Annotated in this window: 14 protein-coding genes; 8 read left to right on the top strand and 6 right to left on the bottom strand. The window is 63.6% G+C overall.

Translation table 11 applies throughout. The features are described from left to right. Window positions 1–4 precede the first annotated feature (4 nt). The 5 genes from G9463_RS00935 to G9463_RS00915 form a co-directional block, all read right to left on the bottom strand. The gene (locus G9463_RS00935) at window positions 5–856 is read right to left on the bottom strand and encodes a translation initiation factor eIF-2B (RefSeq protein WP_165895721.1); all 852 of its coding nucleotides are present in this window, start codon (window positions 854–856) and stop codon (window positions 5–7) included. A gap of 88 nt (window positions 857–944) precedes the next feature. After that, window positions 945–2,165: an FAD-dependent oxidoreductase gene (locus G9463_RS00930; RefSeq protein ID WP_004958186.1), complete on the bottom strand. Its 1,221-nt coding sequence runs from the start codon at window positions 2,163–2,165 to the stop codon at window positions 945–947. A gap of 249 nt (window positions 2,166–2,414) precedes the next feature. Further along, window positions 2,415–3,191 carry an SDR family oxidoreductase gene (locus tag G9463_RS00925; protein ID WP_004958183.1) on the bottom strand — a complete coding sequence of 259 codons (777 nt, stop codon included), beginning with the start codon at window positions 3,189–3,191 and terminating at the stop codon, window positions 2,415–2,417. Between the two features lie 124 nt (window positions 3,192–3,315). Continuing rightward, window positions 3,316–3,993, bottom strand: coding sequence for a helix-turn-helix domain-containing protein (locus G9463_RS00920; protein WP_165895720.1), 678 nt, complete (start codon window positions 3,991–3,993; stop codon window positions 3,316–3,318). Between the two features lie 85 nt (window positions 3,994–4,078). Continuing rightward, entirely contained in the window at window positions 4,079–4,600 is a 522-nt protein-coding gene (locus tag G9463_RS00915; protein ID WP_165895772.1) for a hypothetical protein, read from the bottom strand. 379 nt (window positions 4,601–4,979) lie between these two features. On the opposite strand from G9463_RS00915, the gene G9463_RS00910 reads away from it, so the two are divergent. Genes G9463_RS00910 through G9463_RS00880 form a run of 7 tightly spaced genes read left to right on the top strand, consistent with a single transcriptional unit; the run spans window position 4,980 to window position 11,888 of the window. Continuing rightward, window positions 4,980–7,217, top strand: a complete 2,238-nt coding sequence (locus tag G9463_RS00910) for a type II/IV secretion system ATPase subunit (protein WP_165895719.1) — start codon at window positions 4,980–4,982, stop codon at window positions 7,215–7,217. Further along, the gene (locus G9463_RS00905; protein WP_165895718.1) at window positions 7,207–9,099 is read left to right on the top strand and encodes a type II secretion system F family protein; all 1,893 of its coding nucleotides are present in this window, start codon (window positions 7,207–7,209) and stop codon (window positions 9,097–9,099) included. Before G9463_RS00910 ends, G9463_RS00905 begins: the two co-directional genes overlap by 11 nt. Next, window positions 9,096–9,821 (top strand): type IV pilin, encoded by a 726-nt coding sequence (locus G9463_RS00900; protein WP_165895717.1) that lies wholly within the window; start codon window positions 9,096–9,098, stop codon window positions 9,819–9,821. Before G9463_RS00905 ends, G9463_RS00900 begins: the two co-directional genes overlap by 4 nt. Further along, on the top strand, window positions 9,814–10,260 hold the full coding sequence (locus G9463_RS00895; RefSeq protein ID WP_007188735.1) for a hypothetical protein: 447 nt from the start codon (window positions 9,814–9,816) through the stop codon (window positions 10,258–10,260). The genes G9463_RS00900 and G9463_RS00895 overlap by 8 nt, the downstream gene beginning before the upstream one ends. Further along, complete coding sequence (locus G9463_RS00890) at window positions 10,257–10,961, top strand: hypothetical protein (protein WP_165895716.1); 705 nt, start codon at window positions 10,257–10,259, stop codon at window positions 10,959–10,961. The genes G9463_RS00895 and G9463_RS00890 overlap by 4 nt, the downstream gene beginning before the upstream one ends. Further along, on the top strand, window positions 10,954–11,358 hold the full coding sequence (locus G9463_RS00885) for a hypothetical protein (RefSeq protein WP_165895715.1): 405 nt from the start codon (window positions 10,954–10,956) through the stop codon (window positions 11,356–11,358). The genes G9463_RS00890 and G9463_RS00885 overlap by 8 nt, the downstream gene beginning before the upstream one ends. Then, window positions 11,355–11,888: a hypothetical protein gene (locus G9463_RS00880; protein ID WP_004958139.1), complete on the top strand. Its 534-nt coding sequence runs from the start codon at window positions 11,355–11,357 to the stop codon at window positions 11,886–11,888. The genes G9463_RS00885 and G9463_RS00880 overlap by 4 nt, the downstream gene beginning before the upstream one ends. A 58-nt stretch (window positions 11,889–11,946) precedes the next feature. Here G9463_RS00880 and G9463_RS00875 read toward each other — a convergent pair whose 3' ends face one another. After that, window positions 11,947–12,459, bottom strand: coding sequence for a hypothetical protein (locus G9463_RS00875; protein WP_165895714.1), 513 nt, complete (start codon window positions 12,457–12,459; stop codon window positions 11,947–11,949). Window positions 12,460–12,610: 151 nt separating this feature from the next. Here G9463_RS00875 and G9463_RS00870 point away from each other — a divergent pair, with 151 nt between their 5' ends. Then, window positions 12,611–14,215, top strand: a complete 1,605-nt coding sequence (locus tag G9463_RS00870; RefSeq protein ID WP_165895713.1) for a cryptochrome/deoxyribodipyrimidine photo-lyase family protein — start codon at window positions 12,611–12,613, stop codon at window positions 14,213–14,215. The last annotated feature ends 65 nt before the right edge of the window (window positions 14,216–14,280 follow it).

Here is a 14,280-nt window from a genome sequence, read left to right as displayed (position 1 = left end):
ACCCTCAGAACTGCAGGATACCGTCCTCCGTGACGACCGTGTCGAGCAGGCTGGTCGGCGTCGCGTCGTAGCCCGGGTTCCCGATATCGAACCCCTCTGGCGGTTCGAGCATCACGTCAGAACCTTGCCGGAACGTGTTCCTGAAGGTGAAGCCGCTTCCGATGAACTTTGAGGAGGTTCCGACGACGGTCACGGGAACATCCATCTCGTTAGCCGTCGCGGCCAGCGGGAGCGTTCCGATACGGTTGTACACCACGTCGTCGATGAGGCAGTTCATACCGACGAAGACGCGGTCGGCCTCCGAGAGATAGTGGCCAACTGCGCCGTCGACGATGAGCGTCACGTCGGCCCCGTCCCGGTCGGCCAACTGGCGGGCGGTTCGACGGCCAAGGAAATGCGGCCGGGACTCGCTCGCGTACAGGTGGAACTCCTTGCCGTCGTCCAGTGCCGCCATGAGTGTCGCCATCACTGTCGAGGAGTTCTCGTGTGTTACCAGCACATCGCCGTCGTCGATGAGCGTCGCTGCTCGCTCCGCTGCGCGGTCCTTACTGGTCTCGATTTCCGTAACGACCTCGTCGATTGTGTCGAGCAATCGCTCTTTGGCCGCCGAGACAGAGTCGAGGTCAGCGTCTTTCAGGTCTGTGACGATACGTTGCTGTGTAGTGTAGAGCGGCGCGTGCGAGCGGTTCGCCCGCTGGAGTGCGCTGCTGTTGCGCTCGACAACGCGGCAGAAATCCTCAACCGTGTGGCACTCGCGGTCTGTCAGTTCGCGGAGCGCTTTGGCGGCTTTCACGGCGGCAATCGAGGAACTCTGTGTCTCCATTTCCTCGATCTGCCGAACGGTCTCGTTTATCATGAGAGCATGTGCGGCTGCCACCCTTATAACGGTACAGTCAGCCGATAGTCCTCTCTCCCGGTTTGAATCAGGGCAACGATGGGCGTGGTTACGCTGACCCGACCACGTCTTCGTCAGTCGGGCCCTGCCCGTCGAACTCGGCCACGAGCGCGTCCAACTGCGCCGGGTCGTCGACGCTCGGGAGCGTCTGGTCTGCAGTCCGGCAAGCGGCGTCGACGCCGAGGTCGTCACAGACGAGGTCGGCCGTCGCCTCGGCCATCTGCCGGTAAGTGGTCAGTTTGCCGCCGACGATGCTCGCCATGTTGTCGACGCCGTCATCGGCGTGGTCGAGCAAGAAGAAGCCCCGCGAGATGCCGCGGCCGCGCTCGGCCTCGTCGGGCGCGTACAGCGGCCGGACGCCCCACCAGGTCCGGACCTCGGGGGCGTCCGCGACTGAGGGTAGCATCGCCGCACATTCCTCGATGCTCTCTTCGACTTCCCACTGTTCGGTCTCGTACTCGTCCGGGTCACGGACGGGCACGCTTGTCGTTCCGAGGACGGCCTCGCTTTCGTGTGGCACGACGATATCGCCGTCGTCGGGGTCCCGACAGCGGTTGAGCACCGGCCCGAGGTCGTCGTACTCGACCGAGACCATCACACCCCGCGTGGGTTGCATCTCGACGTCGAGGTCGGCCATCGCGGCGAACTCGCCCGCCCAGGCACCGGTCGCGTTGACGACGTAGTCGGCTTCGATGGTGTCCTCGACCGTCCCGCCGACCTGCACGCCGGCCACGTGCCCGTCCTCAACGAGTACGTCTTCGACGGGCGCGTGTGGGTGTATCGTTGCGCCGTGGTCGCGGGCGTCTGCGGCGTTCGCGGCGACGAGCCGCGACGGATAGATGACGGCGTCGGGAACCTCGAACGCGCGCTCGACATCCGATGCGAGGTCAGGGACTCGCTCGCGGGCCGCGTCGGCGTCAAGTGTCTCTACCGGGATGCCGATCTCCTCACAGGCCGCCCGCTTGGTCTCGAAATAATCGGGGTCGTCCCCGGCGAGCTGGACGAACAACCCCCCGGTGTCGCGGATGCAGGCCCCGGCGATTTCCTTGAGTATCCGGTTTTCGGTGATGCACTCCTCGGCACCGACCCGGTCTGCCTCGGCGTAGCGGGCACCGCTGTGCAGCAGTCCGTGCGAGCGCCCGGAGGTGCCACTTGTCAGGCCGTCACGCTCGACGAGTGTCACGTCGATACCACGGAGTGCCAGGTCACGAGCGACGCCAGCGCCGGTCGCGCCACCACCGACGACGAGGACATCCGTCTCAATTGCCATGTGTACGGTTAGGGTAGCTGACGTAAGGGTCCTCCGATACCGGGGGTTTCGGCAACTGTGCGACCCGTTTCAGTGACAGTCCCCCCTCTCAAACGATGGCGACGCACACGGCTAACAGTGCTACTGTTTCGAGCAACTAACGGCCGGTCTCAGCGGTCAGTACGTCGGCCGTGCGCCCAGTAAAAACAGCAGGGACGGCGTTTCGACCCGACAATCGCTACGTCGTGTCCGACAAGAACAGCGCCCGTTTCAGATATCCTGGCCGGTCGGTCTGATCAGGAGTTCGTTCACGTCCACACGGGCGGGCTGGCTCGTTGCGTACACGATGCCGCGAGCGATGTCGTCGGGGTGGAGCATCGGGAGGTCCATCTCCGCGAACCGCTCCAGCACCTGCTCGTCCGGCACGTGTGTTGCGAGTTCCGTATCGACAGCGCCCGGTTCGATAACTGTCGTCCGGATGCCCTCTGACGTTACTTCCTGCCGAACGGCCTCAGTGAACGCGTTCACCCCGAATTTCGTCGCGTTGTAACCGCTCGAATCGGCCGATGCGCGGCGTCCCGCGACAGAAGAGACGTTGACGACGTGGCCGCTCTCCTGCTCTTGCATGACCGGGAGTACCGCGTGGGTGAGGTTCATCAGCCCGAGCAGGTTCACCTCGACCATCTGGCGGAGGTTCGAGCGGTCTGCCCGTTCCAGCGGTTCGAGAAGCATCACGCCGGCGTTGTTGACAAGAATGTCGATGCGACCGTACTCGTCGGTCGTTGCATCGACCAGCGAGTCGATGTCGTCCTCGTCGGTAACGTCGGTCGGTACAACCAGTGCATCCCCGCCGGCCGACTCGATTCGGTCCGCAAGGGCCTCCAGTTCGTCAGCGCGCCGGGCCGCGAGCGCGACACTTGCGCCCGCGTCAGCGAGCGCCTCGGCAGTTGCCTCACCGATTCCCGATGACGCGCCGGTGACAATCGCAACGTCGCCTGCTAGTCGCTGTGTGCTCTGGTCGTCGTCTGTCTCAGATTTATCTGCCATCGTCGTTCAGTAGCTGCGACAGCCACGAGCGTGCTTTGCTTACTGATAAGCCCATTTATATACCGACGGGGAGCCAAAGTCGAACAGGAGAATGGCTACCCCGGCGTTCACGCCGAGAAGGATGTCATTGTGCGAGTGCGTTCCGGAACTGGTCGGGGCCGACCGTCGAACTGATGAGCTGTTTTTCAGCTCGGCGCAGGAGATCGGACGCTGCGGCGGCCGACACATCGAGCTTGTCGGCGAGTTCCGCCGTCGAACACCGACGCGGGGAGTCGTAGTACCCCGCAGAGAGGGCGACGGATATCGCCCGATACTGCCTGTCCGTGAGTCCAAACTGATCGCGCTCGCCAGGATTTTCGGGGTCTGAAGCGATGTTCAGCAGTTCGAGCGGGATGTCGTTGACCGCACACCGGTCCCGTAGCGCACTGAACGCCTCGTAGTCGGAGAACACCTTCTGCTCCCGTATTCCGTCGCTGGTGACCGTCGCGTCCATCGCAACGCCCTCGAACTCTTCCGGGTCGTGTGACGCGATGAGATCCGGTGCGTTGTCGACAACAATCTTGTAGAACCAGCCATCGGCCGTCTGCCCGATCTCCGCCGCATCAGTGATCTGTGGCTGTGCGCCCAGTTCGCGCTCGAACGCGCCGCGGGAGTCAGCGTTGACACTAACTGTAAGCAGCAGTTTTCCGTCTTCGAGGCCGACAGCGTTCGAAATCGAAAGCTCACCGCTCGGAATCGAATCCGCCACGCCAACCAGCGGAAGGGTCTCGTCCGCGAGGAGGATTTCAGCAACGATGGCCATAGCGTCCCATCGGATTCGACGTATAAAGTCGCCAGCATAGCGATTACGACACGCGCTGATAGCACCGCTCCGAGTTCGAAGACGCTCAGTCAGCGCTGGACGCTGTCTCACCTCCCAGCAATCGCTGTAGTTGTTCGATCAGGCCGTTACCCCTTGGATGTCCACGATACACCCGCACGGAATCGAAGCCGGCATAGCCGTGGTCCCCGGATTGGTCTCGCTCCCAGTACAGCCATGCTGTCTCCTCGCCACCGTCGAACCCCATCTCATCGACTGGGAACGTGAGCACGAGTGACGACTGGCCGTCCGCAGCATCGTCGTCTGGCTCCCTGATCTCACCATCGTCGACGGGTCGAGCGCCCTCGCCGTCTTCCAGTGCGAGACGCGAGCCGAACCGATAGCGAACGGCCCGCTCAGTGGGGTCGAACGTCTCGCTGTTTCCGTCGTTGGTGACGAACTCCGACTGCTTGACTGCGACGGTGACGGTTTCGTGTTCCGACAGGTCGATGAAGTTCTCCGCGTTCTCGGGCTGGATGTCGATCGCGATCTCAATCGGGAAATGGGCTGCTGCGACGCCGCTCAGGCTCGGAACCGCCGCCGCGGTCACCCCTGCACCAAGTGCTCCTTTGAGGAGCTGTCGGCGCGTGGTGGGTGTCGATTCTGGACTAGCAGTGCTTGTCGCTGGCTGCGTTTCTTTCATCCAGATGACTGATTTGCGGGCACAATTATGATAATTCTGGTACATATCTCGAAAGTCCAAATTTAGGTAGATGACAAGCGGACGCATCCGCGTTTACCACTCTATCTTTGTGCTTTTTCGACACTATTTGGCAGTCGACTATATTGCTACTGTAATATGTTAGCAAAGAACCCTCCTTGATCTACACCGACAATCCATATCCTATTCCTCTGCCTCTTATATTTTGACTAAATTACGCAAAATCAAGTCTACAACTTTAAGTATAATGGGTAGTTTAAAAGCGCGTATGACCGCACAGGCTGACACGGAGACTGCACCGGTGGTCCCCACACCGACGCCACCGGATGCCACCGGCGCTTGGTACGCGCCGGACGTTCGCGAGCAAGACGAGGTGTATCCGGGCGTCGTCGTGACTGTTCGACGTGGACGGAGCGGGTTCCGGTACGACGTCCGTGATCCGGTGCTTTCAGCGTCAGAAACCGACGCACTGTCGACTGTCGAGTCACACTTCGCAGGCGCGAACATCGAGCGGCCACGGACGCGTGAGGGGGCCGTAGAGCGAATGAACGGGGGGTTCGACGCGAAACACCGCCGGGTCATCGATCGGTTGGTCGATGCGTCGCCAGCGAGCCGTCGTCGAGTCGAGTACCATGCGCTCTCGTCGCTGGCGTGTTTCGACGACCTGACCCCATACGCGCTGGATTCCCGCATCGACGTCGCCGACGTGACTGACGATGGCGTCGTCGTCCACACTGACGATTACGCTCCGGCGGAGACTGACCTCGGACCGGACCCGGCGTATCTTAACCGGTTCGCGAGCGAGCGTGTCGAGCGCCACACCGTCCGGTTCCAGGGGTTCGAGATTCCCGTCGTCGTCTACCGCGAGCATCTCCTTGGTGCTGACCCGTTCACGACGAAGTACGCGGTTCGAGAGCCTGACCTGCTCCCCGGCGACGAAGAACTTATCGAAGTGTGCAAAGAGCGCGTCTGGGAGACCGGCGTCGACGGCGTCGTTCAGGACCGCGTCGATTTCGTCCGGGAGCGCGCCCGCTCGCTACTGGCTCGGCAGCTAACTGTCCGCAACACGACCGAGTGGGTCGACGCCGCCCGCTACCGGCTACGGTCGGCGCTGGCCGAGCTCGATCTGGCTGTGCCACCGGTCGACCATCGGTTCGCCGACGACCGCCTCGATGACCTGTTGTACTACGTACTTCGGGACCTGGTCGGCTACGGGAAGCTCACTGTCCCGATCCGGGACCACACGCTTGAGGACATCGAGGCGAACCGGGTCGACGAACGCGTGAAGGTTCTCCCGCGCGCTGACCTCGGCCACGACGGCCGCGTCCCGACCAACCTCGCCTTCGATTCGGAGGCCGCGTTCGTCAACGTCGTCACGCAGTTGGCCGCCGACGATGGCGTTGAACTCAACGCCTCGAACCCGAGCGCGAAGGTCAACATCGACCCCGACGGCGATGGCCTCCACGACGCCGACGACACCATCCGCTGTGCCGTTGCCCTCCCGACTATCAGCGAAGGCGGTCCCCACATCTCTATCCGGAAACAGTCGGGTGATGCGATGACACCGGTCGACCTAGTCCAGCGTGATTCGCTGCCGACGGAACTCGTCGCGCTGCTGTGGCTCCTGTATGAATCTCACGGCGTCGTCCTCTTTTCGGGACCCACCGGAGCCGGCAAAACGACCCTGATGAACGCGCATATGCCCTTTATCCCATATCGGGACCGTCCCATCAGTATCGACGAAGGGTCGCGTGAGGTCCGAATCCCGCACGAGACAGGTGTCTCGCTCACTACTCGGGACCACGAGCGGGACCACCGCCGCGTGACGATGGCTGACCTGATGACGCAGTGCAATTATCTGAACCCAGATATCGAGGTCATCGCAGAGATCAACACCGCCGCGTCGTTCGAAACCTTCGCTGAAACGCTCAACACCGGCCACGGCGTTATCGGGACGACCCACGCCGGCGACATTGAGTCGCTGGTCAACCGCGTTATCGAAAAGGGCCTGCCGACCTACCTACTCGAAGAGATCGACCTCGTCGTGTTCCCCCGGCACGTTGATGGGGAGCGCTATGTCGGCGAAGTGGTCGAGTTCGTCGACGACCCGTCCGTCGTCGAGAGCGGCAACGACCGAAGCGGGACGATACACAAGGACGGGACGACCATCCACTGGAACAGCGTCTGCTGGCGGCGGCCCGACGGGAGCTTCGAACTCGCCTACGACCACCCGCAGTTCGGCGACGACCGGCGGCAGGTCGACACCGGTATCTTCGACCGACTCTCGGATCTCCGTGACGAGCCGGTGTCGGCTGTCGAGGACGCGTTCCACCGTCGCCACCGCTACGTACAGTACCTCGTTCAGGAAGGACTGACCGACTTCGACGACCTGTTCGGCGTTCTGGCCGACCTGGAGACCAACGAGGCAGCGACCGTCGAGCGGCTGCGGCGACAGGCCGGCACCCCCGACAGTCCACAACTGGAGGTCGGTACGGGTGACGACTGAGGGCGGCGGGACGCTCGGCTTGCTCGACCGGGGTCTGTACGCCCTGTTCGCCCACCACGCCGAGGATGACAGCCATGCAAGCACGCGTGACCGCTACCGGGCCGCCTATCCAAGTGCCGGCTTCGGCGTCTACGTTGCCAGGGTGTACGGGCTCTCGTGGCTGGCACTCGTTGTGGGCGTTGTCGGAACCGCCACGGCAGCGATGCTCGTGCCGCCGGAGACGTTCGACTCGTTCATCGCGGTGCTCCAGCAGAGCCTCCCGGTTATCAATCGGCTGGCGCTCCCAGCGGTCCCTCGCCTTCTCGTGGCCACTGTGCTTGGAACCGGCGCTGGACTCACGCTCAAACGGGGCGTGTTCGTCGCCGGAAATCGGTATCTCTCGTGGGTCGCCAGCGCGCGGCGCGCGGACATCGCAGCCACGCTTCCCGGCGCAGTCAGATACCTCAGAGTCCTCGCCTCCGGAACGCACGACCGGCGTGAGATGCTACGCGCCGTTGCCGAACAGGACGCCTACGGCGAGACGGCAGTCGCCTTCCGGCGCGCGCTCAATCAAGGTATTCTTACTGGCAGTCTCGACACCGGTATCGAGCGGGTCGCCAGCGAGACGCCTTCGCGGGACCTGCTTGCGCCGTTTCTGCTGAAGTTCCGGGAACACGCGAACCAGAGCGCCGAGGCCCTGGAAGGATATCTGGAGATGGAGGGGCGCTTGCTGTCACACGAGCAGAGCCGACAGCACGAACGGGCGACCGGCTATCTCGAATTGCTCGCGGAACTGTTCGTCGTGTTGCTGGTGTTGCCCGCGCTCGTGGTACTCATCGTCACCGTGATGGGCATTCTTGCGCCCGGCCTCTCCGACCCGGTCGTGACGCCGCTGGGCGAGACGACCGTCCGTGCCATCGTCGTCTACGGGAGTGCGGCGTTCGTGATGGCTGCCGGCCTGCTGGCAGCCTTCGTCGTTGCTACGCTCCGCCCGCGGAACACGGCCGCCCCGAGCTACAGCCTGCCGGACAGCCCCGTCGCGATACTCGCGACGATTCCATCGAACCCTGCGAGCGCGCTTCTCGCCTGCGCGCCGCTGGGTGCGGTCGTCGCGGCAGGCCTCTGGTCACTGGGCTACCGGCCGGTCAACGTCGCGCTCCTCTCGTATGCCACCGTCGGCGTCCCAGTCGGTGTGGTAACGGTCCGCCGGGCCAGAGCAGACGACGCGAAGGACCGGGAGATTCAGGACTTCGTTCACGCGGTGGCCGGCCACGTCGCGCTGGGCCGCCCGTTTCCCGAAGCGGTCCGACGCGTTGCCGACGATGTGGAACTCGGTGCGCTCGCTAGCGATGTCCAGTCACTCGCGTTCACGCTCTCGCTCGGTGATAGCCCCGGTGACGCCGCGGCCGACCGCCGTGCCGCGGCACTGGACCAGTTCGTCGACCGCGTCGGCACGCCGATGGCTGAACAGACCATCGGGCTGGTCGTCGGTGCGCTGGATACGGGGAGTGATGCGGAGGACGTGTTCGAAACGCTCCAGACAGAGATAGGACAACTCTACCATCTGCGCAAATCAATCCGCTCAGCCCTGCTCGTCTACGTTGCCGTCGGTTGGACGACGGCGCTGCTCGTCATCGGCATCACCGTCGCCGTCAACATATACGTCCTTGATAGCTTCGCGCAACTATCCGCCGTCTCGGGCGGCGCGAACATCGCCTTCGACCCGACTGCGATCAAGCCGGCCCGGGAGCAACACCGGTTCTACGTCGTCACGCAGGCGACGATGCTGGCCTGTGGCTGGTTCGCCGGTACGGCGAGTCGCGGTGTGTACGAAGCGCTGTTGCACTCCTCGGGGCTGGTACTCGTCGCTTACGTCGTCTTCGCGGGGGCTGGTCTGATTTGAATCCCGACACCAGCGCCCAGTCACACGTCGTCGGCGTGGTGCTGTTGCTGGGGCTGACCGTCGTCGCGCTCGGTGGGCTAACGGCTGTCGTCGGGAGTGTCGTCGACGGACACACGACGACTGCCGACGAGGCCCGCGTTGCCGACACGTTCGAGACGGCGTTCCGGCCAGTAGAGCAGACGGGCCACCAGACGGCCCGCGTTCGGTTTACTGAAGGGCGGCTGACCACAGTGGAGCGGGAACTGCGCGTTCTCAACGACTCCGGGGTTCGGCGAACGGTCCCTGTCGATGCGGTGGTGTACGAGTCCGGGGATACCCCCGTTCGGTTTCTCGCTGGCAGCGTTGTGCGCGGGACAGCGGGGAACGCGTGGCTCGAAACTGACCCGCCGGTGACGGCGACGCGGGACGACACAGCGGTCATCGTCGGCGCACCGCTGGTCAACGCCAGCGGCGGCACAGTGTCCGGAACCGGCGGTGTGTCTGCAGGCATCCGACAGAACGTCAGCCACGAGCGCGAACGGCTCCCGACCGACAACTACAGCGTGGCTATCGAGACGGAGACACCCCGGCCGTTCACTGAGTACTTCCAGCGTGTCGGTGCAACCACGCGAGTCAGGGATATTGACGGCGACGGCGTCCAGAGCGTCGTGGCGACCTTCCCCGGCCGGCGGACGCTGTATCTGGTCCGCCACGATATGCGGACAGAGGTGGGACATGGATAACCGCGCGCTCAGCACGGTCGTCGAGAAACTGCTGAGCATGGGGATAGTGCTGCTGTACCTCGGATTAGTGACGACCACGCTGTACGGTGGCACTGTCCCGGCGTACCAATCCGCCGTCGGGACAGAACTCGGCGACCGAACACTTGCCGAAGCGACGGCTCGCGTCGAGCAGGCTGTCCCGCCGGATGCTCGGGCCGTCTCTACAACTGTTCGGGTGTCGCTGCCGGCCACCATTGACGGTGCAGGATACAGCGTCCGGACTGACGGAGATGCTCTCGTCCTCGACCATCCTGACCCCGAAATCGGCGGCCGAACACAGCCGTTGTTGCCCGACAGAGTCGATACCCTCGAAGGTGAATGGCAGAGCGGTAGTCCGACCGTGGTCGCTGTCTCTGGAACACGGGGGAGCGTGACAGTGACGCTGGAGGCAGAGCGATGACCGAACGGCGTTGCGTCCCTGCCAACAGTCCGCGTGCCCAGACATCGCTCGCGGCGCTCGGCATCGCGCTCGTGCTGTTGACCGTTGTCACTAGTCTGGGGATTGCGATTGCCGACACGGCGATTGCTGGTGCGGACAGAACTCCTGACGAACGACGGGTCGCCGCCGCGACTGCCGACCAACTCGTTGCGGCGGACGGACCGCTAGCCGCCCGGAGCAACGTGCTCAATCAATCCCAGGTGGACAACTTCGACCGGGCGGCGCTGGAGCGGAGCGCACCGCCAGCCAGTGAGTATGCGGTCAGCGTCGAACTGGCTGACGAGGAGATTGCACGCAGCGGCACAGTGCAGGGCGGCACGCGGATCAGCCGTCTCGTCGTAGTCGAGGCTCGGGAACGACGAACACTCACCCCCGACCTGACGACGACCGACGCGGTAACGCTCCCTCGCCGGAGCGCACAGGCCACCGTAACTATCGACCCGCCGGCCGGCACGACAGTCTGGACGGTCCGCGCTAATGACCGGGTCGTCCTCCATAACAGAAGCGGGCTGCATGGCAGCTACGAGGTCCCGCTGGTGCCCTACGAGACGACGGAACTGCGCTTCCAGCGCGCCGGCCGACTCGAACCCGGGAACGTAACCATCGGCTACGATGCCCCGCGGTCGACGAAAAAAACGCTTGTGGTGACCGTCGATGTATAGGGCACAACTGCCGCTGTCGCTCGTGGAAGTTGCCCTCGGGACAGTGCTGATTCTCGGCGTCGCGCTCGGGTTTGCGCTGGGGACACCAGCGCCGGACCGGCAGGGGCCGCAACTTGATGCGTACGCCTCGGATACGGCAGCACTCCTCGCTAACGACCCGCCGCGACACAGCGGAGCGACGCGGCTGCAGGAGATCGTGTCGAGTCCGACGGCGTTCGACCGCGAACGGGACGCGCTTTCGAACCGGGTCACCCGCATCCTGCCTGACAATGTCCTCTTTCGGGTCGAAACACCGCACGGGGCGGTCGGTACGCCGACGCCACAGGGTGTCAGCACCGGGACCGCAACTGTGCCGACGGGCCACGGGAGTGTCCAAATTATCGTGTGGTACGCATGACCCGGCGCGGACAGCTAGTCCTCGTTGCGGCCACAGTCGTGGCTGTCGCACTTGTCCCGATTCTCTTTGCGTCCCTGCAACTGGGGTATCATGACGACGTTCGCGCGACAGCAGACTACGATGATGACCCGTCTGTTGACGCGCTTCGGGTCCTTGAGCGAGCCGTCGCAACCGAGAGCGCATCTATCCCGAGTCAGTACGCCTGGGCCGTGAACGATTCGGCAGTGACGGCCCTTCGCACTGGACTAGGACCTCGGCTTGACCGACTCCAGACGTCCCGCATCGAGGACGGCATCCACTATAACATAACCTACAACGGTACTGCGACACAGCAGTGGAAAGACGCGAATTGTCCGTCGGGGCCGGACCGCCAGTTCGGGGACTGCACCGCCGACCGCGGCGTCGTCGCACAGGACCGCGTGGGCCGCACGCACGTTCTCGCCGTCGGCTTCGACGTGACGACGACAACCGAACGCGGCGAAACCACTGTCACCGTGGTTCTGGAAACCAGCGGTCGGTCTTCGTGGTGAGAGTCCGGAACAAAACTGCACCTCTCGGCACAAACAACGAGACGGTCCGGAGTGTGCGTTACTCCGTCGCGCCCGGCGTTTCGGTTCGAACCTGCGACCGGATCTGTTCGAACGTTGCTTGCGGGAAGAGCCCAGTGACACTGTCGACTGAGAGGGTGTCGATGAGACCAGCCGGCGGACCAGTGACCAACAGCGCACCCGCCTGGGAAATGGAATCGTCGATAGTGAGGCCGAGGTCAGATGTCGCACGCTCTTCGAACGAGTTGATTGCGTCTTCGGCAAGATTCTCCTGTGCGGTGCGGTATTCCGCCTGTGCCTCGCTTTGTGTGAGATTCCCTGCCTGAATTTCGGACTGGATCTCCTGCTGTCGTTCCCGCAACTGTGTCTGGTCTGGTTCCACCCCGACCGTCACCGTCGCAGGCTCCGTGCCCGCACTCTGGCTTTGTGACCCTGTGCCCGTGTTCGCTCCGTCGCTGTCGCCTCCCTGAAGGGCGTTACAGCCAGCGAGCGACACTGTCGCGCTTACTCCGGCGAGTTCCATGAACCGGCGGCGTGTGGACTCGAATTCCATTATTGACTAGCGCGGGTCTCGCGGTGTAATCCTTCTGGTAGCCAGATACGGCTGTTCGGTTCTGGCAATCACGACTCCTGTCCCGAGCGGTGTGGCCCTGAAAGACGAAAGACAGTGGTGTCTGTGGTCCAATACTGAACTAATAGCGCGTATGGCGGGACTGGAATCGGAAAAGACGCTGGAGACACCACGGCAAGACGCGATTCCGACGCTTGCCGACGACGAAGCTGGGACGGTCGTCTGGCATCGCGAACACCTGCGAATCCGCGACCAGGCTGCAGTAGCGAGGGCTACAATATCCGAGTACGTGCTCCCGCTGTTCGTGTTCGACCCGGCGTTTTACGGCGCAGACGGCCTCGCCTGTGACAGCCGTATCCGGTTTCTGCACGACTGTCTGGCCGACCTCTCAGACCGGTATCATACCGCCACTGGTCGCGGACTCACCTACGCCCACGGGGACCCAGTAGATGTACTGGGGCGGTTCCGCGAGGCCGGCTGGGATATCGTGACGATGGCCGTTCCCACAGGCCGCTACGGCCGTGACCGGGACCGCCGCGTGCGAGAACAGTGCGATGTTACTTTCGTCGACGGCGACGGGCTGGTTCGCGACCGAACAGAGGCCCGAGAGGGGTGGCAGGACGACGTGTCAGCGTGGTTCTCCGCCGACCAGTACGAGTGGGACCCGGGGACCGTTACTTCTCGAAGCTTCGACAGCGGTCTCGGCGTCGACGCAATCAAGGAGTACTACGACATCAGGCCGTCGAAATCCGACGTTCCTCGCGGCGGGACCGGCCCCGCCCGCGAGCGACTGTCGGCGTTCGCCGAACAGATCGACGACTACCCGGGGAACATCTCTGCGCCGACGGACGCACGAGACGGGACCAGCGGGCTCTCGCCGTATCTCGCCTTTGGCTGTCTCTCTGTGCGGCAGGTCATCCAGTACATCGACGAGCACGCGCCCGACGGCCGCGGGAAAGAGATGTTCGTCTCGCGGTTGTTCTGGAACAAACACTACGAGCAGAAGCTCGAAGACTGGCCCGGCTGGCTTGAGACGGCGGTAAACCCGGTTCTCGAGGGGTTCAACGCGGAGCAGTACGACCCCGATCTGGTGGCTGCCTGGAAACACGGACAGACCGGGTTTCCGATGGTCGACGCCTCGATGCGGTGTCTCAGACAAACGGGTTGGCTCAACTTTCGGATGCGATCGATGTGCGCCTCAGTCTACTACCACCTCCTCCAGCAGCCGTGGCGGATCGGCGCGGACTGGTTTTACCACCATCTCATCGACGCCTCGGCGGCGATCAACTACACGCAGTGGCAGTCCCAGTGTGGGCTGGTCGGCAAACCGGCCCTTCGGCTGTACAACCCCCGCAAGCAGGTCCGCGACCAGGATCCGGACGGCGAGTTCATTCGCCAGTGGGTGCCCGAACTCGAGTCGCTCCCTGACGAGTACCTCGACCGGCCCGAGCAGACGCCAGTCCACGTACAGGCGTCCTGTGGCGTCGACATTGGCGATGATTATCCGCACCCAGTCGTCGACTATGACGCGGCCCGACAGGCGTTCCACAGGCGGTACGAGGCAGTACGTCCCGATGCGGCTGATGCCCTGCATGACCCAACGATTGCACGTCGCGCCTCGTTTTCCGGTGGTCGCGAAGCCGCTGCACGCATCGCCGCGGAACACGGGACGGATGCCTCCAACGCCCCGGAAAGCGGCGGGACTCAGGCCAGTCTCGACTCCTTCGGCGACGAGTAGGCCTACTGTTCGGGCAGTGTTGCCAAACGCCAAAGAGGCTAAGATGATTGCCCACACAGACGTAT

This window comes from Haloarcula sp. JP-Z28, assembly GCF_011440255.1.
GTDB classification, from domain to species: Archaea; Halobacteriota; Halobacteria; order Halobacteriales; family Haloarculaceae; genus Haloarcula; species Haloarcula marismortui.
This window is presented reverse-complemented; position numbering and strand designations above follow the sequence as displayed.